Source organism: Shimia sp. MMG029, assembly GCF_027947445.1.
GTDB lineage: Bacteria > Pseudomonadota > Alphaproteobacteria > Rhodobacterales > Rhodobacteraceae > Shimia.
In genome coordinates, this window is record NZ_JAQJIM010000009.1 from 78,380 (window position 1) to 102,021 (window position 23,642).

The following is a 23,642-nucleotide window of genomic DNA, read 5'->3' on the forward strand; positions in this document are numbered from 1 at the left end:
ATTGACGCCGATTCTCGTTTGACTCAAACTTATCCACATCAACGAGCGCATTAAAAAAACCGCGCCGTAATGAGGCAGAGAATGAAAACGATGACAAAAGCGAAGGGCGCATCCGCGCTCCCGATCAATAGTATATTGTCTGGTGACTGCATCGAGGTGATGAACAGTCTGCCAGAGAACTCGGTTGACCTTATTTTTGCGGATCCACCTTATAACCTGCAGCTGAAGGGCGATTTGCACCGTCCAGACAATTCCAAAGTCGACGCTGTGGATGATGAGTGGGATCAGTTTTCGAGCTTCGCAGCCTATGACAAGTTCACCCGTGAATGGTTGAAAGCCGCCCGTCGGTTGCTGAAGCCCAATGGCGCGATCTGGGTGATTGGCAGCTATCATAATGTGTTCCGTATGGGCGCAGAGCTGCAAAACCAGGGTTTCTGGATCCTCAATGATGTGGTGTGGCGCAAATCCAACCCAATGCCAAACTTCCGAGGCAAACGGTTCACCAACGCCCATGAAACAATGATCTGGGCTTCCAAGTCTGAAGGCGCCAAATACACCTTCAATTACGAAGCGCTGAAAGCCCTGAACGAAGGCGTGCAGATGCGCTCTGACTGGGTGCTGCCAATCTGCACCGGCCATGAACGTCTGAAAGATGAAAACGGCGACAAGGCCCATCCAACCCAGAAACCGGAGAGCCTGCTGCATCGTGTGTTGATTGGTTCCACCAACCCCGGTGATGTGGTGCTGGATCCGTTCTTTGGCACAGGCACCACCGGTGCGGTTGCCAAAATGCTGGGCCGCGAGTTTATTGGGATTGAACGCGAAGCGGCCTATCGCAAAGTGGCGGAAAAACGCATTGCCAATGTGCGCAAATTCGACCGGGAAGCGCTGCAGGTTTCGACCTCGAAGCGGGCGGAGCCACGGGTGCCATTTGGCCAGCTTGTTGAGCGCGGCATGCTGCGTCCGGGTGAGGAGCTGTATTCGCTGAATGGCCGCTACAAAGCGAAGGTGCGCGCAGATGGCACGCTGATCGGTGGGGACATCAAAGGGTCTATTCACCAGGTCGGCGCGCATCTTGAAGGGGCTCCAAGCTGCAACGGCTGGACTTACTGGTCTTACAAACGCGAAGGCAAGAAAGTGCCTATCGATCTGCTGCGCCAGCAAATTCGCGCAGAGATGGCCGCGCGTCCGAACTGATCTGATCTAAGAACAAGATAGATAAGCGGTAGAACACCGCCGGTGCCTGTCGCCGTACTGACTGAACAGGCACCTAAACTTACCCGCCGGGAACGGCGGGTTTTTTTGTCTGTGTGGGTGTTGCATGCGCTTGTTCATTCCTATTTTGAAAGTGACACGGAGGGCTCTGCGGATGAAAGAGGGCGCGCTATCCAAAACACAGGGCGTGATCGCACCAACTGTAGATCAAGAAGACAGCTATACCGAAGCGGTCTTGGCGCGCCACAAACGTGAAGGGCTTGGGCTTGCGGTAAAGGCGCGCTGGTGGGCGATGTCCTTTGTGGGCGTGTTTCTGCTGTTCGTCGCGCCTTGGCCGCAGGTGCTGTACTACGAGTTTATCCTTTTGCTTTTGTGTGCGAATGGTTGGCTGATCCAGCGTATGGGGCGCGTAGGGCGGTCTCGCATGGAATTGTTGCTGATCTTTCTGGATCTGCTGCTGATGACGGTTGGCATGGTTGCGCCCAATCCATTGGGCGAGCACGATTGGCCGGCAGCAATGCGCTATCAGTATGATAACTTTCAGTATTTCTATCTGATTTTGGCCGCTGGTACCTTGGCCTATTCTTGGCGCACTGTGATTGCGATCGGCACCTGGACTGGGGTGATGTGGCTGATTGGTGTGGGGCTGTCTGTGTGGCTGGCGGAGCCGGTGCACGGCTTGAGCCAGGCTGTGGCAGACGCGCTGCCAGCATTTCCTGAGCTGGCACGCCAGCTTGACCCAAATGCTTTCAGGTTGGACCTGCGGATCCAGGAGGTATTTGTCTTCGTCCTCGTTGCACTGACTCTTGGGCTGACGGTGCGCCGGTTCAACGCGCTGTTGCGCTCCAACGCGGCACTAGAACGAGAGCGCACCAATCTTTCGCGGTATTTTTCCCCAAATGTGGTGGAGGAACTGAGCCAGAACGATGAGCCGCTCAAGCAGATCAGATCTCATGATATTGCGGTGCTTTTTGTGGACATTGTGGGCTTTACCGAATTTGCTGCCGTGCGCAGACCGGAAGAGGTGATTGGGACATTGCGTGAGTTTCATGGGCTGATGGAAACAGCCGTATTTGCCCATGAGGGGACGCTGGACAAATATCTGGGCGATGGGTTGATGGCGACCTTCGGCACGCCGAGCCCTTCTGATAAGGACGCTCAAAACGCACTTCGCTGTGTGCGCCAGATGATGCGTGATGTGGATGATTGGAATGAAGCCCGAATTGCCCAAGGGATAACGCCGCTGCGGGTTGGTTTTGGAGCGCATTATGGGCCGGCTGTTCTTGCCGATATTGGTGCCAATCGGCTGGAGTTTGCGGTAGTTGGCAACACGGTCAACGTGGCGTCCCGGCTTGAAAGCATGACCCGCGGATTGAATGCGCGACTTGTGATTAGCGATGGGATGCGCGCTGAGGTGCTGCGTGAAGGCGGGGATGAGTGCCTCGAGGGACTGCAGAAGTTTACAGATCAGGATATAAGAGGGGTCTCTGAGAAGCTCACCGTCTGGGCATATGAGCGTCCGCGAGAGCATGGAGTTACGTCCCCCTAGGTGCTCGCGTGACATAGCGGACTATGAGCGTGGCACCGTTTAGCGCGGCATCGGGTTTTGTGCTTTATTGTAGGGATTCCAGTCTGTGATCTCTGGATAATACATCGCGCGCCATTTGCGTACTTTGGGGTTCATCACACGCCGCCAAATCGGCGGGACCATGGCAGCAATCGTCATGATTGGATAGCCAAATGGAAGCTGTGGTGCTTCCGCATCGCTGTAGTTTTGCAACAATGGAAACCGTCTGTCCGGTTTGTAGTGGTGGTCAGAATGGCGCTGTAAATTGATCAGCAGCCAGTTGGATGCTTTGTGTGCGGCGTTCCAGCTGTGGTGGGGGCGGACGTGTTCATATTTGCCCTCTCCCAGGTGTTTGCGGGTCAACCCATAGTGTTCGACGTAGTTGACCAGCTCCAGCTGCCAAATTGCGATGTAGGCCTGCCAGATGAACAGCGCGAGACCAAGCCAGCCCCCCAGCAGCAGGGCGAGCAGCAGCATGGCGCCTTGCAACGCCCAATAGCGGAAGAAGGGGTTGGAGAGATCGGTCCAAGGTAGGTTTTTGCGCGCGAGCTTGGCTTTTTCTGCGCGGAATGCGGATTTCAGGCAGCCGACCAGCACGCGAGGGAAGAAGCGGTGGAACCCTTCGTTGTAGCGCGCGGTGACTGGGTCGCGCGGTGTGCCGACGTAGCGGTGATGCACGAGCAGATGCTCGCTGCGGAAATGTGAATAGAGCACCATGGCTAGTAAGATGTCGCCGAGCCAGCGCTCTTGTTTGGGCTGCTGGTGCATGAGTTCGTGGCTGTAGTTGATCCCGATCGTGCCGCTGAGGACGCCAACGCCAAAGAACAGGCCGATAAGTGCGCCGGTGCTGAGGTGGTCTGCGCGGGTGGCATAGAAAATCATGCCAAAGATTGTGGCAAACTGGAGCCATGGCCAGATCATCGTGACCATGCGGTACCAGTTCAGATCGCTGTCGGCAGTTTCAAGATCTGCGTTTTCCAGATTCAAGCCGGTAATCGCGTCCAAGATTGCGAAGAGATACCAGGTGGTGAATGGCACCAGAACCACCCACCAGCCGCCAAGCGATGCGGTGATCCAGACCAGAGGGATCAGCAGGAGCGAGCACCAAAACGGAAGAGCACTAGAAAAACGGGCCAGCTGAGCGGAGGAGATCATAACGCATAGACTCTTATTTTATCACAAGAATTATGTGTTGAACCACGCCCAAATGCAATGCGTTCAAGTGCCGCGATAGAGATCAAACGCCTTACGCATGGCGGTGGGAAGGTCGCTTGGGTCAAAGTCTTCGGCGTCGATGAATTGCCCGATGGCGGGTTTGCGATCCATCGGCACCAGCGCGCTGCAGACGGTCAGGCGCAGGTGGAAATGGGTAAACGTGTGCCGGGCCTCGGCATTGATCGTTTTCCATTCTGCCTTGATCGGTGCGTCATGGGCCGGGGCTGCTTTTTCCTGCCATTCGGAACCGGGCCAGCCGAGCATGCCGCCCAGAAGGCCGCTGTCGGGGCGGCGCTCGAGCAGAAACGCCCCGTCCACGCGACGGGCGATATAGACCACCCCATGCCGGATGGGTTTGGGCTTTTTCGGTGTCTTTTTCGGCAGTTCGGCTGCGGTGCCGGCTTTCTGCGCCTCACAAGGGCTGCGCCAAGGGCAAATGCCGCAAGCTGGATTGCGCGGGCTGCAAATGGTTGCCCCCAAATCCATAACCGCCTGCGCATAGTCCCCGGGCCGCTGTTTCGGTGTGAGACTTTCGGCGAGTTCAGTCAGCGCGGGTTTGGCAGCGGGCAGAGGCGTGTGCACATCAAACAGACGCGCCATGACGCGTTCGACATTGCCATCCACCACGACGGCGGGCCGATCAAAGGCAATGGAGGCCACTGCCCCTGCGGTGTAGGGGCCTACGCCCGGCAGCTTTAACAGGCCCTCGACAGTGTCGGGAAAAATGCCATCTAACTCATCACGTACGAAGCGCGCACATTTCAACAGGTTCCGGGCGCGGGCGTAGTATCCAAGACCAGCCCATTCTGCCATGACATCTTCGTCCGCAGCTTCAGCAAGATCGACTACGGTTGGCCAACGCGCGGTAAACCGCTTAAAATAGTCTTTCACAGCGGCAACTGTTGTTTGTTGCAGCATAATTTCGGACATCCATACGCGATAGGGATCTGGTTTTATGCCTGCTTTGCGTTCTGCCGGGCCGATCCGCCACGGCATCTTGCGCGCACTATGGTCATACCATGCCAGGAGGTCGGTACTTTGGGGCAGTTCACGCAAGATTTATCCTCGCTTTGGGTCGGTTTCACTGGCACAGCTGGGCCGGGCCACTAAAATAGCGCTGGACAAGAGGATGCAAGACCAACATGCGCCGTACCACCACCAAAGGGTTTAAACGTACCTCCTCGCTGTTGCGAGATCGCATCCGCAAGGCTAGCGAAAGCAAGGGGTTTGCGGAAACGCGAGTGCTGACCCACTGGGCGGAAATCGTCGGGCCGGATATTGCGCGCATCTGTCGGCCTGTGGACGTGAAATATGGCCGTAAGGGATTTGGTGCGACGCTCACGGTTCTTACAACTGGCGCAAATGCCCCGATGTTGGAAATGCAGAAAGAGACATTGCGCAGCCGTGTAAACGCGGCCTATGGCTATAATGCAATTGCACATTTGCGGATCACGCAAACAGCGCCAACCGGGTTTTCTGACGGGCAGGTGCAGTTTTCCGCACCGCCTAGGAAAGAGGTGACTCGACCCGATCCTGTAACCCAGCAAGAGGCCGCAGAGGTCGCAGCCCCGGTGCAAAATAATGAATTGCGGCAAGCGCTTGAACAGCTTGCAGGCAATGTTCTCATGAAAAATAAAAATGCTAAGAAAGGTTTCTAAATGAACCGTTTTGTTCCCATGATCGCCGCGGCGGCTGTTGCTGTTGCTGGCGGGGCGTATTGGATGACTGCTGGCCAGTCCTCAAGTGTTGCGGTGTCCACGGTTTTGCCAGCCGTGTCCAATATCCAGACGGTTTCCTCTGAGAGTGCAGAGTCCTCAGATATTGTGGAGATGGTGATCGGGTCAGTAGACGCACCGATCACAATCGTTGAATACGCCTCTTTCACTTGCCCACATTGCGCAAGCTTCCATGAAAATGTCTTTAAAGATCTGAAGGTTGATTACATCGACACCGGGAAAGTGAAGTTCATTTTCCGTGATGTCTATTTTGATCGCTATGGCCTTTGGGCGTCGATGGTGGCGCGCTGTGGTGGGCAGGAACGTTTCTTTGGCATGACCGACATTCTGATGGAGACACAGCGCGAGTGGACCAGCTCTGGTGATCCGGTTGCGATTGCGGATGCGCTGCGCAAAACTGGCCGTCTTGCGGGACTGGAGGATGATGCGTTGCAGGCCTGCCTGCAGGATGAAGAGAAGGCCAAGGCGCTGGTGGCATGGTTCCAAGAGAACGCAGCGGCGGATGATGTTCAGGCGACACCCACCCTGCTGATTGATGGTGAAAAGCATTCCAACATGAATTACGCCGACCTGCGCGAAATTCTGGATGGCAAACTGGGCGAGTAACCCCCAGCCATTCTTGTCCCGTGCGATTTAGGATCGCACGGGCAGACCGATGCGGTCCAAAATGGCTTCAATAGGGCGCCAATCAGAGATCGCAAGCCGCACGGGCAAAGTAAGCACCTCTGCGCGCAGCTCTTTGGGGAGGCGCACAGCGTCTTTCTCTGTTGTGACCAACTGTGCGCCGCGCGCGCGGGCCTCTGTCATCAGACGTGTGAGCAAGGCCGGTGGCAGTGCCTGATGGTCATCAAGGGCTTCTGTGTGCACCAGTGTGGCGCCGAGCGCGCGCAAGGTTTCAAAGAACTTCTCCGGATGGCCGATCCCGGCAAAGGCCAGAAACGGTGTTTCGCGCCAATCCATGCCGGTGGGCAGCGGCTCTAGCTGTGCTGTGATATGTGGCACCGATATTGCCGGGCCCCAGCGATCTGAAAACTGCGCCTGAGCGGCTGCGTTGCCAATCGACAAAAGCGCATCAGCCCGCGCAAGGCCCGGGCTGATGGGTTCGCGCAGCGGCCCCGCCGGAATGCAGCGCCCATTGCCAAATCCGCGTGCGGCATCCACCACCAGAAGGCTTGCATCTTTCTGAACGGTTGGATTTTGAAACCCATCATCGAGCAGGATCACATCTGCGCCTGCGGCCTCTGCGGCGGCGACGCCTGCGGCGCGATCTTTGGCAACCCATGTTGGCCCGAAAGCGGCGAGCAGGAGCGGCTCATCCCCGGTTTCATCTGCGTGATGTGTGCGCTCGTCCACCTGGATCGGCCCCTTTAGGGTGCCGCCATACCCACGGGAAACCACATGTGGTGTGTTGCCGCGAGATTGCAGAAATTGCAGCAGAGCGATGGTTGTCGGAGTTTTGCCGGTGCCGCCCGCGTTCAAATTGCCGACGCAGATCACCGGCACGTCGGCTTTGTGGCCTTGCTCGTTCCGGCTGATGCGGTGGCGTGTCGTTGCGGCGTAGAAGGCACCCAGCGGCGCCAGCAGGTGGGCTTGCCATCCCGGCTTTTGGGGTGGGTTGGACCAGAAGCTAGGCTCTTTCATGTCTGCCCTTTCACGTCGAGGCCCTTTGCCCGTCTAGTAGAGAATGTGCGTGCTCAATCACCATATCGGATACTGCGGCGTTGGCGGAGACAACCTGCCAGCCTGCGTGTGCCATAGCTGCGGCATGGTCGGGAGCAGCCAAAAACATCAAGGCAGCCGTAAGACTTTCTGAGTCTTTGACGATTCGTGCGGCGCCAACACTGGCAAGGCGGGTGTAACTGTTGAGATATCTGCGCACAGATGGACCATAGAGAATTGCGCTGCCCAGAGCTGCGGGTTCCAACGGGTCGCGCCCGCCTGCACCTGATTTTAGTGACGATCCGACGAGGCTCACAGGGGCCAGCCGGTACCAGAGGCCGAGCTCGTCAGTGGTTCTGGCAAATAATACTTGGGTGTCTTCCCCCGGGAAATCGCCAGCTTCCCAATCCGCTATGCGCCAGCCATCGTCGCGGATTGCGTCAAACATAGTGTTTGCATCTTCAACCTTGTCCGGCACCACCACCAACACTGTTCGAAAAGACAGCCGGAGCATTTGGCGATATGCAGAAAGGACAATTTGTAGCTCTTCGGGCTGAAGGCGCGCGGCGAGCCAGACCGGGCGTCCAGACAAAGACGCGCGCAACTCCTCCAAATCACCTTCTTGAACGGCCAGTGGTGGGGCCTCCTCTGACAAGTCGCCAGACAGTGTTACGGCTGCGGTGTCTGGAAGCATGCGTTGGAGTCTGGCTTTAGCTTCTTGAGATTGCGCAAAAATCTTGGTGAAACGCATCAGAGTTGCTCGAGTGGGCTCTGGCCCCCAGCGAAGCTTCTGATCAATTTTGGTGCGGTTGGCTTCAAGCAATGCACAAGGGACGTCGCACCGAAAGGCAGTATCAATTAACGCTGGGCGCAGTTCAGGCCCAAGCCACAACAAAAGATCTGGACGCCAATGCGATAAAAACTTGATGGTATCTGAAGGGTTCTCTGAGGGACAGCTTTGCCAAAGTGCTCCTTCGGGGAGGCCGGGTGGTTGCGCACCTTGATTGGTGGTAAGCAGAAAGTGCTGCGTTCCGCGTTGGCGCGTTAAGCGCTGGCCCAGCTTAGCAAGCGTGCGAACACGCTTTGGATCGGCGCAATGCAGCCATATCAGCTCTCCGTCCGGGCGCGGAGTGCTGATGGATTTGAGTTTCGGTTGCTGGCGGCGCGCAAACGCCAGATATGTCGCCAGACCAAGCGAGCGCGCCATACCGGTCTTATCCGAGCTCTTCTGTGGAAGAGGCGGGGACGCCTTCGTCGCGCAGGCGGTGCAAATGGGCGATAAAATAGCGCATGTGGGCGTTGTCGACAGTACGCTGAGCTTCAGCCTGCCAAGCGTTATAGGCACTTTCGTAGTTTGGGAAGATGCCGACGACATGGATGTCGTCGACGTCTTTGAAAGCGGTTTTTGTCGGGTCGATGAGCTCGCCGCCAAAGACGAGATGCAGTCGCTGTGCCATGGGCCACTCCTTTGTGGTGCGGATTTGCGCGCAACCTAAGCCGCTTGTGTCACAGGCTCAAGAGGGCAGACGGCGCAGAAGCGATGGATTGGGGGAAGGTTGGGCAATAAATTCTGCAATGCAGCACTATTGCGCGCGGTCATGGGGCGCAAGGGCGCCACAGATCTGCGCATGTATCCTTGGATTGGCTGCAACGATGCCGGCAAGACGCGGATCTGCATTGTTAAAAATCAGCGGAGCTCCGTGTCGATCCGAGGTTGCGGCACCGGCTTCGCGCAGGATGAGATCTCCTGCGGCGATGTCCCATTCCCAAGTTGGGCGCAGCGTCAGCATGGCGTCAAAACGTCCTTGTGCCACCAATGCAGTGCGATAGGCCAGAGAAGGGCGGTAGCCGCGTTTAAAGTCTGGTGGCGTTTCTTTCCATAGGGCTGCGTCCATGGCCGGGCGTGCAACTAGAACGTCGGCACCCTGCATCACAGCATTGGTGGAGACCTGCAGCGGCTCAGTGTTGAGCGTGGCCCCTTGACCTTTGGACGCAACATAAAGGCGGTTTCGGCGCGGCAGATAAATCACCGCCGCTGTCACCTCGCCAGCTTCGGCAATCGCGAGGGAATGGGCCCATGTGTCTGAGCCTTCGATAAAGCTGCGCGTGCCATCAATCGGATCTATGATAAACACACGGTCATTTTTCAGACGGTCGCTTCCGTCCAGTGACTCTTCGCTGAGCCAGCCATAATTGGGCCGCGCGGCACGCAATTCGCGCTCCAGCATGTCATTCACAGCCAGATCGGCCTCTGTTACCGGGCCAGCGCCTTCGGGTTTGTGCCAGGTTTTGGCCTGTCGTCCGTCATAGCGTTTTGCGATCTCACCGGCCTCTTGTGCGGCATCGATGAGCAGTTGGAGGTCAGCTGCCTGCAAGGGTCATCCCTTCCACCAGCAATGATGGTACCACGCGTGACAGATAGCTACGCGCATCATTGGCGGGCACGATGGAGAGCAGCATGTCATGCAGGTTGCCCGCAATGGTGCATTCATTCACCGGATAAGCGATTTCGCCGTTTTCAATCCAGAACCCGGCCGCACCACGCGAATAATCGCCCGTGGTCGGGTTGATGGTGGAGCCAATCAGCGAGGTCACCAAAAGTCCGCGCCCCATGTCGCGGATCAAGGCATCGCGCGATTGGGTCCCTTGTGTCAGCGCCACATTCCAGCTGCTTGGGGAGGGGGGGCTGGACACGCCCCGTGCGGCGTTGGCGGAGGATGCCATGCCCAGTTTGCGCGCGTTGGCGAGATCCAGCGTCCAACCGGTCAGCACACCTTTGTCAACAACTGCACGTTTTGCCGTTGCCAGACCTTCCGCATCAAACGGGCGGGAGCCGGATACGCGGGGGCGCAGGGGATCTTCGATCAACGACAGTGTTTCCGGCAGAACTTGCGCACCCTGTTTGTCGCGCAGCCAGCTTGAGCCGCGTGCCACCATTGCGCCATTGGCTGCCGCCAGCAGATGCCCGATCAGCGAAGAGGAAATGCGTTCATCAAACAGCACGGGGAAGGCGCCTGTTTCTGTTCTGCGGGCGTTCAGCCGTGCAATGGCGCGCATCCCGGCCTCGGTGCCGATGTCGGTGGCCGTGCGCAGATCGCCCTGAAAAATACGCGAGTCGCCATCATAGTCACGCTCCATCGCTTCGCCGGTGCCAGCAATGGCGGTGGTGTAGATTGCGCGGCTGGTGCGGTCATAGCCGCTGGAAAACCCGTTGGTCGCCGCGAGATGTACGGTTGTGTGGCTGTAGGCGCCGGTTGAAGACTGTACCTGAGTGACACCATCCACCGCCATAGCGGCGGCCTCTGCTGCCAGCGCGTCTGCCTGTAAGGCGTCTGGCGCGGGTTCTGCGGTGGGGTCACAGAGCTGCAGCGCGGCGATATCGGGATTTTGGGCAATCTCATTGGCAGCGGCAAGCCCCACATAGGCGTCTTCGGGCGCTTCTTTGGCCATCGCCACCGCACGTTCGGCCATTGTGGTGATGCTTTCGGGGCGGGTGTCGGAGATGGAGACATTGGCCTGACGTTGCCCGATCAGCACTCGCAGGCCCAGATCCACACCTTCGGAGCGCTCAGCCTGTTCCAACTTGCCTTCGCGCACTTCGATGGACACAGATGTGCCCGACACCACAAGCGCATCCGCGGTCTCAGCCCCGGCTTTACGCGCGGCCTCCAGCATCATTCCTGCAAGCGTTTCCGGTGTCTGCGACATAGGCTGTGCCCTTCTTTGCGTGTGTAATCAGGTGGTCGGCGCGCGCGGTTGAGGATCAGTTGCGCCGCAGGATCTGGAAGGCTGCGGAGGCCAACCATCCGGCGGCAATTGCAATGGCCAGTGACATGATCCCGTAAATCAGTGGTTGATTGCGCGACAGATCGTAGAGCCAGCGTTCCAGGCCGACCTTGTTTACATTGATGACTGTTTCAAACTGCGACACCACTTTGCCGTTGCGCGTGAGGAAAATCCGAGTTGGATAATCACCCTCGGTGAGGTTGGCGGGCATCTGAATAGAGGTGCGAAACAGGGTCTGCTCTTCGATCTGGACGGTGTTTTCGCGCAGCTGGTAAAGGCCTTCATCCGTGCGAATGCGGATCACAGCCTCGCTGAAGCTTTGGGCGTCTTCGACTTCCATAGGGGCACCGATAGAGCGGATCGCGCGGGGGATCGACACTTTGTGGCGCTGATCTTCGACGTTTGAGATCACTTCGTTGAAGGGGGCTGAGGTGGCCACGGCGTAAAAACTTGGTGCGGCGTCGATTTCCACGGCATCCGTATTAACCCAAATGCCAAACTTGCGTTCTTTGCGGCGCACGGTGAGCGGGCCTGACGGGCCGGAGACGGCAATCACCACGTCCAGCGGCTCTTCGGGGATTGGGGCCTCGCGTTTGACGGCGCCAAAGAGCAGGATTTCAGAACCGTCGAAATTGGTGGTGATGGCCACTTGATCCTGACTGAGCCCCAGCACCACTTCTTCGGTGTGGGCCGTGCTGGCGATCAGGGCGAGACAGAGGGTGAGAAAGCGCAGCATCAGTGCCCTCCCGCTGCGCCAAGCGAAAAGAGCTCGCTGGGCTGAAGCAACAGATCCAGCGCCAGTTTGGCGCAGACCATAATCACCAACAGTGCAAGTAGGATGCGCAATTGCTCGGCTTTCAGATATGTGCCAAGTCGCGTGCCTATCTGCGCGCCGATGACTCCGCCTACCAGCAGTAGAACTGCCAGTGCGATGTCCACGGTGTAGTTGGTGGTGGCGTGCAAGAGCGTGGTGAAGCCGGTGACAAAGATGATCTGAAACAGCGATGTGCCGACAACCACTTTGGTCGGCATCCCCAGCAGATAAATCATCGCAGGCACCATGATGAAGCCACCGCCTACGCCCATAATGGCGGATAGAATGCCGACCAGTACACCCACCATCAGGGGCGGGATCACCGAGATATAGAGGCCAGAGACGCGGAAGCGCATTTTGAGCGGCAGGCCATGCACCCAGTTGTGTTTTTTGCGTTTGGGTGGGCCTGCGTTTTTGCGCGATTTGCGGATTGCGTTGAGGCTTTCGACAAACATCAGAGAGCCGATCACGCCGAGAAACACGACATAGCACAGCCGCACCAGCAGATCGACCTGTCCCTGCGATTTCAGGTAGTTGAAGACCACGACCCCAAGTGCCGCGCCGATCAGACCGCCGCTGAGCAGGACCGTGCCCATTTTCAGGTCAACGGTTTTGCGCCTGAGGTGGGCCAACACACCGCTGAACGAGGAGGCGACAATCTGATTGGCCTCGGTGGCTACAGCCACTGCCGGGGGGATTCCGATGAAAAACAGCAACGGTGTCATCAGGAAGCCGCCACCAACACCAAACATGCCCGACAGGATGCCCACCATGCCGCCCAGACCAAGCAGCAGAAAGGCGTTGACGGAAACTTCGGCGATGGGGAGGTATATTTGCATATTTTTTTGATACCGTCAGAAGCCGTTTAAAAGCAACCTGCCAGCGTCTGCAAAACGCTGGCAGGGTCAATCTTTGATAGCGTGCCGGGCTTAACGCCCGGTTGCGGGTTTAACGTTCTTTGACATAGGGTTCACCGCTGGCGCGGGGCGGGATTGCCTTGCCGACAAAACCTGCGAGGATCACCACGGTCAGGATGTAAGGCAATGCGCCAAGCAGCTGGACCTGCACCTTGAGGCCAGAGACGTTTTCAATGATGTCAGGGCGCAGTTCCAGAGCCTGGAACAGACCAAACAGCAAGCAGGCCCAGAGCGCATAGACCGGACGCCATTTTGCAAAGATCAGCGCCGCCAGAGCGATAAAGCCGCGCCCTGCGGTCATGTCTTTCACAAAGCCGGCTTGCAGAGCGGAGGACAGATACGCACCAGCCACACCACACAGCACACCGCAGATCAGCACCGCCGCATAGCGCAGCCAGACCACGGAGACCCCGGCGGTGTCGACTGCTGCCGGGTTTTCACCAACCGCACGCAGGCGCAGGCCAAAGCGGGTGCGGAACAGAAGCCACCAGGTGAAGGGTACCGTCAGCAGCGCCAGATAGACCAGAATAGAGTGGCCGGAGATCAGCTCCGAATAAAACTGCTGTAGCGGGCCAGCCTCTGCGATCAGCTGGCTCAGCGGGCGATCAGCCGCTTCGGCATCGGATGGGCCAATGGCAAAAGGCAGCTCAATCGGGTTAAAGCGCGCCGCGCCTTCCAGCGGCGGCGTGCGGCCCCCTTGGCGGAACCAGCTTTGCGCCGCGAGAACGGTCATGCCAGCCGCAAGGAAGTTGATCGCCACACCGGAAATCAGCTGGTTGCCACGGAAGGTGACAGAGGCCAGTCCGTGGATCACAGCCAGCACGATGGATGCGCCAACGCCGGCGAGCAGACCCACCCAGGCATTGCCAGAGTAATAGGCGAATGCGGCGGCAAAGAAGGCTGCTGCCAGCATTTTGCCTTCAAGGCCGATGTCGACCACGCCGGAGCGTTCCGAATAAAGGCCCGCCAGACAGGCCAGCAGCAGCGGGGTCGCCAGACGGACAGATGTGTCCAGCACCTGAAGCAGTGTCAGAAAGTCCATCAGGCGTTCCTCCGGCGCAGCGCAATAAAGAGTTTCTCAAGCGGGTGACGCACCATGTTGTCCAGCGCGCCGGTGAAGAGGATCACCAGAGCTTGGATCACCACGATCAGCTCACGCGGGATGCTGGTCCAGAGCGCCAGTTCCGCACCACCCTGATAGAGGAAGCCAAACAGGATGGCTGCGAGGAACACGCCAAACGGATGGTTGCGCCCCATCAACGCCACAGCGATGCCGATGAAGCCTGCGCCTTCGGTACTGTTGAGGATCAGACGCTCGCTTTCCCCCATGGTGGTGTTGACCGACATCATGCCTGCCAGCGCACCGGAGATCAGCATGGCGATCACGGTGATGCGCACCGGGCTGATACCGGCGTATTTGGCAGCGGTTTCAGACTGGCCAAAGGCCCTGATTTCATAGCCAAGCCGGGTGCGCCAGATCAGCGCCCAGACCACAAAGCAGGCAATCAGAGCGAGGAAGAAAGTTACGTTTGCCGGGGCACCACGGAACATTGGGGTGTCTGCGGTGGAGAACATATCCTGGAATGAGGGCAGGTGGGTGGCCTCCGGGAATTTGGCGGAAGCCGGATCCATCGCGCCCACAGGCCGCAGCATTTCCACCAACACATAGTTCAACAGTGCCGCAGCAATGAAGTTGAACATGATGGTGGTGATCACGATGTGGCTGCCGCGTTTGGCCTGTAGATACGCCGGGATCAACGCCCATAGCGCGCCAAACAGCGCGGCGCCCACAGAGGCGCCCAAGATTGACAAGGACCAATGAGGCCAAGGGACGTAGAGGCACATAAGGGCCACGCCGAGGCCGCCCAGCATCGCCTGACCTTCGCCGCCGATGTTGAACAGGCGCGCGTGGAACGCGACCGAGACCGCAAGGCCCGTGAAGATGAAGTTGGTGGCATAGTAAAGCGTGTAGCCCCAGCCAGCCGAGCGCATCAGCGCGCCGTCAATCATCAGTTTCAGCGCGTCGATCGGGTTTTCGCCGATGGCCAAAATCACCAATGCGGAGAAGAAAGCCGCCAATAGCAGCGAGATAAGGGGGATCAGGACGATGTCAGCCCATTTAGGCATCTTATCCATCGGCGTGGACCTCCTGTTCAGTGGTGTCATTGCCGCCGTTGCCTGCAACAGCGGAGGTGTCGGTGATCCCGGCCATCAGCAGGCCCAGCTCTTTTTCATTGGTTTGCGCCGGATCGCGCTCGCCCATGATGTGGCCGTCAAACATGACCGCAATCCGGTCTGACAGGGACATGATCTCTTCCAGCTCAACAGAGACAAGCAGGATGGCTTTGCCCTGATCGCGCAGGTTCACGATTTGCTGGTGAATGAACTCAATCGCGCCTATGTCCACGCCGCGGGTCGGCTGACCGATCAGCAGAAGATCCGGGTTGCGCTCAATCTCACGTGCCAGAACGATTTTCTGCTGGTTGCCACCGGAGAAGTTTTTGGCGGCCAGTTTTGGATCCGGCGGGCGCACATCAAAGCGCTGCATCTTGGCGTCGGCGTCTTCATAGATCGCTTTGTTGTCCATCAAGAGGCCGCTTTGGATCTCTGGTTCCAGATGATAGCCAAATACGGTGTTTTCCCATGCTGAAAACTCCATGATGAGGCCTTCACGCTGGCGGTCTTCGGGCACGTGGCCGACCCCTGCTGCGCGCCGTGCCTGACCGTCAGCCCCATGGCCGGTCAGTGGGATCGGGCTGCCGTTTACCAGAATGGTGCCGGTGCCATCTGCATAGCCGCCGAGCACTTCGAGGAGTTCGGACTGACCATTGCCCGCCACACCGGCAATGCCGACGATCTCGCCTGCGCGCACCGTCAGATTGATGCCTTTGACGCGTTCAACCCCTGCTTCATCCACAACGCGCAGGCCCTGCACGTCGAGCACGGTTGCGCCGGGCTCTGGCGGTTTTTTGTCAACGCGCAGAAGCACTTTGCGGCCAACCATCAGCTCCGCGAGCTCCTCGGGCGAGGTTTCGTTGGTTTTGACGGTCGCTGTCATCTGGCCACGGCGCATGACCGAGACCGTATCGGTGTATTCCATGATTTCGCGGAGCTTGTGCGTGATCAGGATGATGGTTTTGCCTTCTTCGCGCAGACGATCCAGAATGCGGAACAACTGATCGGCCTCTGCGGGTGTCAGAACCCCGGTGGGTTCGTCCAAAATCAGGATTTCGGCTTTGCGATAGAGCGCCTTGAGAATTTCCACGCGCTGCTGATGGCCGACAGAGAGGTTTTCGATCACTGCATCTGGATCGACGTTCAGCCCATATTCATCGGCCAGATGTTTCAGTTCGCGGCGCGCGTTGCCCAGAGAGGTGCTGAGCATTGCGCCATCTTCGGCCCCCAGAATGATGTTTTCGAGAACTGTGAAATTCTCCACCAATTTAAAGTGCTGAAACACCATCCCGATGCCGGCGCTGATGGCGGCCTGACTGTCTGGGATCGGGGTTTTTTGTCCTTTGATAAAGATCTCCCCGGCGTCGGCTTTGTAAAAGCCATAGAGGATCGACATCAGCGTGGATTTCCCCGCGCCGTTTTCGCCGATGATGCCGTGAATGGTGCCCGGTTGCACCGAGATCGAGATATCCTTGTTGGCCTGAACGGGGCCAAAGGCTTTGGATATGCCTTTTAGTTCAATGGCAGGCGCTGTCATTCAGGCTCTCCCAATCCTGCGAAGCCGACCATGCGCTGCGCGCGCCCGTCTGCATCAAGTTCCACAAAATACTGGCCAAGCTGCTCTTTGCCGTCGGCCATGCGAAAGGCAACGGTCACTCTGTGATGACCTTTGGTTTCGCCGGTTCTGACCACCTGCGCAGATGCGCCGGGGGCGTATTGGGTGAACATGCCAATATAGCTGTTCAGCGCCTCCAGATCGGAAATCATCTCTGGGGCGTTGGGGTCGCAATAGGAAAACGTTTCAGCCATGACATCGGTAAGCGTGGCGCGGCGTTTGTCAGCATCTGTCTCTGCCCAGATGGCAAAAAAAGCCGTTACGGCGTCTGGCATGACCTTGTCCCCCTTTTACGTTTTAGGGGCCGCACCGCCATGGCACGGCCCCTTTAAAGAGCTCCGGGATGGATCCCGGGCGCCTCTTATTCCACTGGGCAGCTGTTGTCACTCATGTAATCGTGCACTGCCAGCTCACCGGAGGCGATTTTGCCGCTTGCAACATCTACCGCGGTGGCCATGTCTGCGGAAACCAACTCAGCGTTGTATTCATCCATCGCATAGCCCACGCCGCCATTGGCCACGCCCATCACGTTGAAGCCTGTTTCCATCGCTTCGCCGGCTTTCATGGCCTCATAGACTGCGTTGTCGACGCGCTTGGTCATGGAGGTCAGAACTTTGCCGGGGTGCAGGTGGTTCTGGTTGCTGTCCACGCCGATGGAGAGGATGCCCTCATCCGCGGCGGTCTGCAGAACACCAACGCCGGTGCCGCCTGCTGCTGCATAGACAACGTCTGCACCCTGGCTGATCTGTGCTTTGGTCAGCTCAGAGCCTTTGACCGGGTCGTTCCATGCGGCGGGTGTTGTGCCGGTCATGTTCTGGATCACGGTGGCGTCTGGGTTCACCGCTTTCACGCCCTGAACGTAGCCACAGGCAAATTTACGGATCAGCGGGATGTCCATGCCGCCAATGAAGCCAACGGTGCCGGACTTGGAGGCTTGCGCCGCCATCATGCCGACCAGATAGGAGCCTTCGTGCTCGTTGAACACAACGGAGCGCACGTTTGGTGCATCCACAACCATGTCGATGATGGCAAATTTGGTGTCAGGATAATCGCCGGCCACTTCGCCCAGCACGTTGCCAAAGGCAAAGCCGGCCATGATGATTGGATTGGCACCGGCTTCTGCAAAGCGGCGCAGAGCCTGCTCACGCTGTGCTTCGGATTGCAGTTCGATCTCGCGGAAGCTGCCACCGGTTTCTTCTGCCCAGCGGGTTGCGCCGCCAAAGGCTGCTTCGTTGAAGGATTTGTCGAACTTGCCGCCAAGGTCAAAAATCAGCGCCGGTTCTGCCAGGGCCGCACCTGCGGAAAGGGCCGCAGCTGCCGCAGCGCCAAGAAATTTGTGCATCAGGCTCATCTAAGTCTCCCAGTGTTGAGCGGGTCGGTCATTTCGTTGCGAGCGCCGTCCCGTCTTATGTTCAAGTCCCGCCGGACATCATGTAACTAAGGCTATTGATCACGAAGCGGTCAACTTTTTTCTGACCATTTGGCCAAGATAGCTGATATTCGAATCAAACCTACGGTCAGTTTAGCGCCTTTCTCAAAAGGCTTGCAGCGATTTGCTGCCCGTCTGTACGTGTGTAGTAGCGGGGCCGCGTGCCATATGTTTCGTAGCCGCAGCGCTCATAGAGCGCAAGCGCTCCGGTGTTGTCCGCTGCCACCTCCAGAAAGCTAGTGACAGCCCCGCGTGCCTTGGCTTCGGCCTCGTATTTTTCCAACAATAACAATCCGAAACCACGCCGCCGCGCATCCGGGTGCACGGCCACTGTCAACAGCTCACATTCATCTGCCACCGCCCGGCCCAAAGCGAACCCGGCGTCAACCGAGACAAAAAACACCAGCCGCGACTGGAGCAGCCCGTCTATTTCTTTGGAATCCCATGCGCGGCTGTCTGAAAATGCGGCGCGGTGAATCTGCGCCATGGTCTCTGGGGTCATGGGGGATCACTGATCCAAAATGACCGGAGCAGGGTCCTTGGGCGGCGCCGCGTCCGCGGGCTTGATATAGAGTGGTGCCGGGGCCGGGGGGCTGTCTTGATAGCGTTGTGCCGCCAAACGGGCGATTTGTTCTACCAAGCTATCCGGCTTTGGGGACGCCAGTGCCACATCTTGCGAGATGTCGCTGAGCTCTTGTTCCGTCGCGAGATAGGGCGCTTTTCCTTTGGGAGAGAGATAGCCCTGCCCGCGCGGTCCGAGAACGACGGGCACTGCGGCATGGTCTAAGCCAGCTTCAATGGCGTCAAAAATGTTCACGCCAACAGCCGGAATGCCAAGTCCGAGCCCCAGGCCGCGCGCGGCGGAGACGGATATGCGGATGCCGGTGAAATTGCCGGGGCCGACCCCCACGCCAATCGCATCCAGATCTTGCCAGCTTTTTCGTGCTTCTTTCAAAACCTCTTCCAGCATCGGCATGAGGCGTTCTGCCTGACCGCGCTTCATCTCTTCGACTTTGAAGCCAATGATCTGCTCACCAGACAACAAAGCGGCCGCGACATGCGCGGCCGATGTGTCAAAGCTCAATACAAGTGGGGTCGTCATGGAAGCGGATTACACCGCGACCGGACGCACTTCGGTCACTTCGGGGATGTAGTGACGCAGAAGGTTTTCGATGCCCATTTTCAGAGTGAGCGTGGAAGATGGGCAGCCAGCACAGGCTCCCTGCATGTGCAGGTACACCACACCGCGGTCAAACCCGTGGAACGTAATGTCCCCACCGTCCTGTGCCACAGCAGGGCGAACGCGGGTGTCCAAAAGCTCTTTGATCTGTCCGACAATTTCGCCGTCTTCGCCAGTGTGTTCGGCGTGACCGGACGGTGCGATTGCTTCTCCTGCCATTACAGGCTGGCCGGATTGATAGTGTTCCATAATCGCGCCGAGGATCGACGGTTTGATATGATCCCACTCAACACCTTCGGCTTTGGTGACGGTCACAAAGTCGTTGCCAAAGAACACACCTGCCACGCCATTGACCGCAAAGATGCGGGTTGCGAGCGGAGACGCTGAGGCGCCCTCAGCGGTCGGGAAATCAGCGGTCCCCATTTCCAACACGGTTTGCCCGGGCAGAAACTTGATCGTCGCGGGGTTTGGAGTCGATTCCGTTTGAATGAACATAGTCAGTCCTTTCTTCTTGCATTCGATATGCGCTTGCCACGGCTATTAGTCAAGGTTTAGATTCATTCTAAATAGGGCTGAGATACCCGAATTGCGTGCGACATTGGTCTTAGGCCAGCTGCAAAACAGGGATGTGATTGCGATCAGGGCGCACCCGGTTAGACCGTTGGTTGCCGCCCGGAGGGGGCTGGCGGGTGATCTTTGAAGGAGGCCCAATCTTAGGTCGAAGGGGAGAAGCACCCTTTCCCGCAAGGGCTGAACTTCTTGGGAAAGTCTGAAATTGAAAGGACAATCGCGCCCAATTGTGTTACGTGTGTTCGACAATTTGACCTGTATGATTGACTTTATCGTTTCGCAAATTGGCTGAGATCGCAGAGTGCATTCTGCATGACCTATGCGCTGGTGTGCGACGCCACGTCCCGTGAGCCATTTTGAAACGACCTGTATTTTGAGTGTGTTGGGAGTGCCAGTTGGAAGGCCTCGTTAGTTCTTGTTCGCAGTGCGGTACAGAGAATCCGGTTGGTGCCAATTTCTGCCAACAGTGCGGTGGCTCTTTGAAGGATGCGTGTCAGAATTGCGGGCATGTTAATGGGCTGGATGCAAGGTTTTGTACACAGTGCGGTAAGGCCTTGGCTGGCGCTGGTGGCGCAACGCCGGGTGGTGCCGGGGTCACGCAAGCATCACAGAGCGGAACCGCTTCGCCAGCACAGGAGGATGTTGCAGAACGTCGTCTGTTGACAGTTCTGTTCAGCGATCTTGTGGGGTCAACGGCGCTTTCTGCGCAGCTTGATCCAGAAGACTACAGGGATCTTATCACGCGTTATCGGGAGCTTGTGGAGGCTGTTGTCTACAAGTTTGGCGGCAAGGTCGCCAATTTTGCAGGTGACGGGGTCGTCGCGATTTTTGGCTATCCTGTGTCCAAAGAAGGCAGCCACTACGCAGCCGCAATCTGCGCGCTTGAAATTGCGGAGCGGGCCAAAGAAATTTCCAGTGCTCTGGAAGAGACATCTGTGCAAACGCAGGTGCGCCTTGGATTGCATTCCGGGCCTGTGGTGGTGGGTGCAGCCAACAGTGCGTCGCTTGATGAAAAAATGTGGTTGTTTGGCGATACGCCAAATGTGGCCGCGCGCGTGCAATCTGTTGCAGAGGTTGGTCAGGTTGTGGTGACGGAGGCCACGCGCCGCCTGATCGGGCGCAGATTGGAGTATACGTCGCTTGGCGCGCCACCGCTCGCGGGGGTGGAGGCCTCTTTGGAGCTGTTCTCAGTGTCCAACGGTCGTGGGGTCTTTCAAACGCCGCATAAAGAGTTTCTTCAAAATGATACGCCGATTATTGGGCGCACAGCGGAGATTGCATTGGTGCAGTCGCGCTGGGACGATGCGCTGGAAGGCGATGGACAGGTGCTGTTGCTGACCGGGGACGCGGGCGTTGGCAAATCAAAAATAGCGTTTGCGCTGGGGCGCGATGTGTCTGAGGCGGATTTTTGTCAGCTGACTTTTTTCGGCTCGCCTATGCATCAGAGCAGTGCGTTTTTTCCGGTGAAGACAGCGCTGGCTAATGCCATGCAGCTATCGCCGTCAGCGAAACCCGCTGAAAACAAAGCGCAAGCGATCGCTTTTATGCAAAAACTGGGTGTGGATGTGACCATCACCGGGGGGCCGGTGCTGCGTCTGATGGGGTTTGATGAGGGGACAGGCAACACAGCGCCGATGGCCCCTGAGCGGGAGAAGGCGGCGCTGATCAGCGCGCAGTTGCAGATATGCGGCGCGCTGGAGGCCGGGCATCCGTTGCTGTTGTTGTTGGATGACGTGCATTGGATGGACGCCTCGACATTGGAGTTTGTCGACACCTGGATTGCCCGTTTGGCGGATCGGCGCTGTTTGGTGCTGATGACCGCCCGTAGTGAATTTGAATCGCCCTGGCGGCATCATCCGCATGTGACCACGCTTGAGCTTAATCGGCTTGGACGGGCGGACACCTTCAAGTTGGTGGAAAGTATTGCAGGTTTGCGGCCTCCGAAAAACATCCTCAACCAACTGGCGGAGCGCACGGATGGCGTGCCGCTGTTTGTGGAAGAGCTGACCAAGATGGCGATGGAGGCTGGTCTGTTTGATGACCGCTCTCACAGCACTGCTGAGTTGTCGCTAGCGATCCCGGAGTCTTTGCAGGATTCGTTGATGTCGCGTCTGGACCGGCTGTCAGCGAGCCGGGAGGTGGTGCAGGTCGCTGCGGCCATTGGCCGGATCTTTGCTCATGATGTTTTGCGCGAGGTGCTGGGCTGGGAAAATCTGGAGACGCGGCAGGCGTTGGAGCAATTGCTGGAAGCCGAGCTGATTGTCCCGGCTGGCGTGCCCGGCGATCTGCCGTCTTACAAATTTCGCCACGCGCTGGTGCAGGATGCGGCCTATCAATCCATGCTGCGCTCGACAGCGGCCAAGTGGCATGGCCGGATTGCGCGTGTGCTCGACAGCGAGGTGGAAGATGGATCAACTGTTGAGCCAGAGATCCTCGGGTATCACTATCAAAAGTCGGGACATTTCGCCAAGGCAGAGCGCTATATGCTGCTTGCGGCGCGGCGGGCCACTTTGCAGTCGGCAAATGTAGAGGCGATTTCGCACCTTCAGAATGCGTTGGAGTGTCTGGCGGCGCAGCCTGCGTCGCAAGAGCGCGATCACAGAGAAATAGATCTGCAGATCCTTTTGGCCGTGCCGCTGGCCTTTGTGCGCGGCTATGCGCATGAAACCGTCACGCAGGCCTATGCGCGGGCGCAGGAATTGTGTCGGCAATATGGGGAAATCGAACGTCTGTTCAAAGTGATCTACGGCCAGTTTCGTTCGATGATGCTGGGCGGAGAATATGCCGCCTCGCAAAAGAATGCGGATTTGCTGGTGTCGCTGGCCAAAGATCTGGCGAGCCCCATGACGCTGGCTGCAAGCGAGCGTTCGATGGGGGCACTGCAAACCTATTTGGGCCATCCACAGGAGGCGATGCGCTTTCTGCAGGCAGGCATATCTGTTGATCTGACCCTTGAGGACCGCAAGCGGGGGTTGAACTTTGATGTGGTGGATCTTTCGGTTGCTTTGAACGGGTATCTCGGCTTGTCGCGCTGGCTTGCCGGTGATGTGGTTGGGGCTGAAGAGGCGAGTGGGCAATGTTTGTTGCATGCGGAAGAAACCGCGCATCCCTTCAGTGTTTCGTTTGCCAATGCCTTTGCCGGATGGCTTGGCCAATTCCGGGGAGATGAGCGCCGGGTGGCGGAGACATCAGCGCGCCTGATTACCCTGTCAGAGGAGTATTCGTTTCAGTTCTGGCGGGGCTGGGCCCGGGTGATGAATGGCTGGGCGCAGCGCCATGATCCTCAGGTGAATGCGCTGGATGAAATACAGCTGGGTCTGAACGAGTGGCGCGAAACCGGGTGTCGTCTTGGGTTGAGCTACTTCCTGTATCTTTATGCTGACGTTGCCCTGCTGCGCGGGGAGTTTGAGCTTGCCGAAAAACTGCTCGGGGAGGCGGGCGATTTTGTGACCATCAGCGGAGAAAAATTCTGGGCGGTTGGTCTGGCGGGGCTGGAAGGCAGAGTGGCCTTTGCGCGCGGAGAGCGAGAGATCGCGGTGGCCCATCTTGAGCGCGCGATCGCGCTGGCCTTCGAATTGGGGCATCACGGCGCCTTGCCCGCAGCGGTCGCGGATCTGGCCGCCATTCCATCGGCGGCTGGCAAGCTACGTGATGCGGCCGCCCATATGAAAGCAAAACTTGGCAAAGCAAAAGGCAAAGACCCTGCTTTGGCACAAGCCTGGAAGACGCTGGCCAAGCTGGCCACTTAACGAACGGAGAAACAC

The 23,642-nt window shown here is 57.9% G+C and carries 22 protein-coding genes and 1 pseudogene; 6 read left to right on the plus strand and 17 right to left on the minus strand.

Annotated elements, in window-relative coordinates:
* The first annotated feature begins 81 nt into the window (after positions 1 to 81).
* Together PJL69_RS17850 and PJL69_RS17855 are read left to right on the plus strand one after the other, a co-directional pair.
* Positions 82 to 1,197 (plus strand): site-specific DNA-methyltransferase, encoded by a 1,116-nt coding sequence (locus tag PJL69_RS17850; RefSeq protein WP_271310881.1) that lies wholly within the window; start codon positions 82 to 84, stop codon positions 1,195 to 1,197.
* A gap of 172 nt (positions 1,198 to 1,369) precedes the next feature.
* Positions 1,370 to 2,764, plus strand: coding sequence for an adenylate/guanylate cyclase domain-containing protein (locus PJL69_RS17855; RefSeq protein WP_271310882.1), 1,395 nt, complete (start codon positions 1,370 to 1,372; stop codon positions 2,762 to 2,764).
* A 39-nt stretch (positions 2,765 to 2,803) separates the two neighbouring features.
* On the opposite strand, the gene PJL69_RS17860 is transcribed toward PJL69_RS17855, so the two are convergent.
* A complete protein-coding gene (locus PJL69_RS17860; protein ID WP_271310883.1) occupies positions 2,804 to 3,937 on the minus strand; it encodes an alkane 1-monooxygenase in 1,134 nt (377 codons plus the stop codon).
* Positions 3,938 to 4,000: 63 nt separating this feature from the next.
* On the minus strand, positions 4,001 to 5,053 hold the full coding sequence (mutY, locus tag PJL69_RS17865; RefSeq protein ID WP_271310884.1) for an A/G-specific adenine glycosylase: 1,053 nt from the start codon (positions 5,051 to 5,053) through the stop codon (positions 4,001 to 4,003).
* 86 nt (positions 5,054 to 5,139) lie between these two features.
* On the opposite strand from mutY, the gene PJL69_RS17870 reads away from it, so the two are divergent.
* Together PJL69_RS17870 and PJL69_RS17875 are read left to right on the plus strand one after the other, a co-directional pair.
* Positions 5,140 to 5,655, plus strand: coding sequence for a DUF721 domain-containing protein (locus tag PJL69_RS17870; protein ID WP_271310885.1), 516 nt, complete (start codon positions 5,140 to 5,142; stop codon positions 5,653 to 5,655).
* Complete coding sequence (locus tag PJL69_RS17875; protein ID WP_271310886.1) at positions 5,656 to 6,339, plus strand: DsbA family protein; 684 nt, start codon at positions 5,656 to 5,658, stop codon at positions 6,337 to 6,339.
* A gap of 27 nt (positions 6,340 to 6,366) precedes the next feature.
* Here the strand turns inward: PJL69_RS17875 and lpxK are convergent, their stop codons facing one another.
* The 15 genes from lpxK to PJL69_RS17950 form a co-directional block, all read right to left on the minus strand.
* The gene (gene lpxK / locus PJL69_RS17880) at positions 6,367 to 7,374 is read right to left on the minus strand and encodes a tetraacyldisaccharide 4'-kinase (RefSeq protein WP_271310887.1); all 1,008 of its coding nucleotides are present in this window, start codon (positions 7,372 to 7,374) and stop codon (positions 6,367 to 6,369) included.
* A gap of 10 nt (positions 7,375 to 7,384) precedes the next feature.
* Positions 7,385 to 8,599 carry a 3-deoxy-D-manno-octulosonic acid transferase gene (locus PJL69_RS17885; RefSeq protein WP_271310888.1) on the minus strand — a complete coding sequence of 405 codons (1,215 nt, stop codon included), beginning with the start codon at positions 8,597 to 8,599 and terminating at the stop codon, positions 7,385 to 7,387.
* Positions 8,600 to 8,606: 7 nt separating this feature from the next.
* Complete coding sequence (locus PJL69_RS17890) at positions 8,607 to 8,849, minus strand: DUF4170 domain-containing protein (protein ID WP_271310889.1); 243 nt, start codon at positions 8,847 to 8,849, stop codon at positions 8,607 to 8,609.
* A 126-nt stretch (positions 8,850 to 8,975) separates the two neighbouring features.
* Positions 8,976 to 9,767: a 3'(2'),5'-bisphosphate nucleotidase CysQ gene (locus tag PJL69_RS17895; RefSeq protein ID WP_271310890.1), complete on the minus strand. Its 792-nt coding sequence runs from the start codon at positions 9,765 to 9,767 to the stop codon at positions 8,976 to 8,978.
* Positions 9,754 to 11,100, minus strand: coding sequence for a TldD/PmbA family protein (locus PJL69_RS17900; protein ID WP_271310891.1), 1,347 nt, complete (start codon positions 11,098 to 11,100; stop codon positions 9,754 to 9,756). Before PJL69_RS17900 ends, PJL69_RS17895 begins: the two co-directional genes overlap by 14 nt.
* 55 nt (positions 11,101 to 11,155) lie before the next feature.
* Entirely contained in the window at positions 11,156 to 11,914 is a 759-nt protein-coding gene (locus PJL69_RS17905; RefSeq protein ID WP_271310892.1) for a TIGR02186 family protein, read from the minus strand.
* Positions 11,914 to 12,831 (minus strand): sulfite exporter TauE/SafE family protein, encoded by a 918-nt coding sequence (locus PJL69_RS17910; protein ID WP_209098156.1) that lies wholly within the window; start codon positions 12,829 to 12,831, stop codon positions 11,914 to 11,916. Before PJL69_RS17910 ends, PJL69_RS17905 begins: the two co-directional genes overlap by 1 nt.
* Before the next feature lie 109 nt (positions 12,832 to 12,940).
* Positions 12,941 to 13,951, minus strand: a complete 1,011-nt coding sequence (locus tag PJL69_RS17915; protein ID WP_271310893.1) for an ABC transporter permease — start codon at positions 13,949 to 13,951, stop codon at positions 12,941 to 12,943.
* A complete protein-coding gene (locus PJL69_RS17920) occupies positions 13,951 to 15,045 on the minus strand; it encodes an ABC transporter permease (protein ID WP_271310894.1) in 1,095 nt (364 codons plus the stop codon). The genes PJL69_RS17915 and PJL69_RS17920 overlap by 1 nt, the downstream gene beginning before the upstream one ends.
* Positions 15,038 to 16,621, minus strand: a complete 1,584-nt coding sequence (locus tag PJL69_RS17925) for an ABC transporter ATP-binding protein (protein ID WP_209098159.1) — start codon at positions 16,619 to 16,621, stop codon at positions 15,038 to 15,040. The genes PJL69_RS17920 and PJL69_RS17925 overlap by 8 nt, the downstream gene beginning before the upstream one ends.
* Positions 16,618 to 16,974, minus strand: a complete 357-nt coding sequence (locus PJL69_RS17930) for a molecular chaperone GroEL (RefSeq protein ID WP_271310895.1) — start codon at positions 16,972 to 16,974, stop codon at positions 16,618 to 16,620. Before PJL69_RS17930 ends, PJL69_RS17925 begins: the two co-directional genes overlap by 4 nt.
* Positions 16,975 to 17,060: 86 nt before the next feature.
* Positions 17,061 to 18,050, minus strand: a complete 990-nt coding sequence (locus PJL69_RS17935) for a BMP family lipoprotein (protein WP_271310896.1) — start codon at positions 18,048 to 18,050, stop codon at positions 17,061 to 17,063.
* A gap of 166 nt (positions 18,051 to 18,216) precedes the next feature.
* The gene (locus tag PJL69_RS17940; RefSeq protein WP_271310897.1) at positions 18,217 to 18,630 is read right to left on the minus strand and encodes a GNAT family N-acetyltransferase; all 414 of its coding nucleotides are present in this window, start codon (positions 18,628 to 18,630) and stop codon (positions 18,217 to 18,219) included.
* Positions 18,631 to 18,636: 6 nt separating this feature from the next.
* Positions 18,637 to 19,230 carry a tRNA (adenosine(37)-N6)-threonylcarbamoyltransferase complex dimerization subunit type 1 TsaB gene (gene tsaB / locus PJL69_RS17945; protein WP_271310898.1) on the minus strand — a complete coding sequence of 198 codons (594 nt, stop codon included), beginning with the start codon at positions 19,228 to 19,230 and terminating at the stop codon, positions 18,637 to 18,639.
* Between the two features lie 9 nt (positions 19,231 to 19,239).
* Positions 19,240 to 19,803, minus strand: a complete 564-nt coding sequence (locus PJL69_RS17950; RefSeq protein WP_209098164.1) for a NifU family protein — start codon at positions 19,801 to 19,803, stop codon at positions 19,240 to 19,242.
* Positions 19,804 to 20,255: 452 nt separating this feature from the next.
* Between PJL69_RS17950 and PJL69_RS20415 the strand changes: the two are divergent.
* Positions 20,256 to 20,414 (plus strand): annotated as a pseudogene (locus tag PJL69_RS20415) (double zinc ribbon domain-containing protein); the annotation flags it as partial.
* A gap of 18 nt (positions 20,415 to 20,432) precedes the next feature.
* Positions 20,433 to 23,627, plus strand: a complete 3,195-nt coding sequence (locus PJL69_RS17955; protein WP_271310899.1) for an adenylate/guanylate cyclase domain-containing protein — start codon at positions 20,433 to 20,435, stop codon at positions 23,625 to 23,627.
* The last annotated feature ends 15 nt before the right edge of the window (positions 23,628 to 23,642 follow it).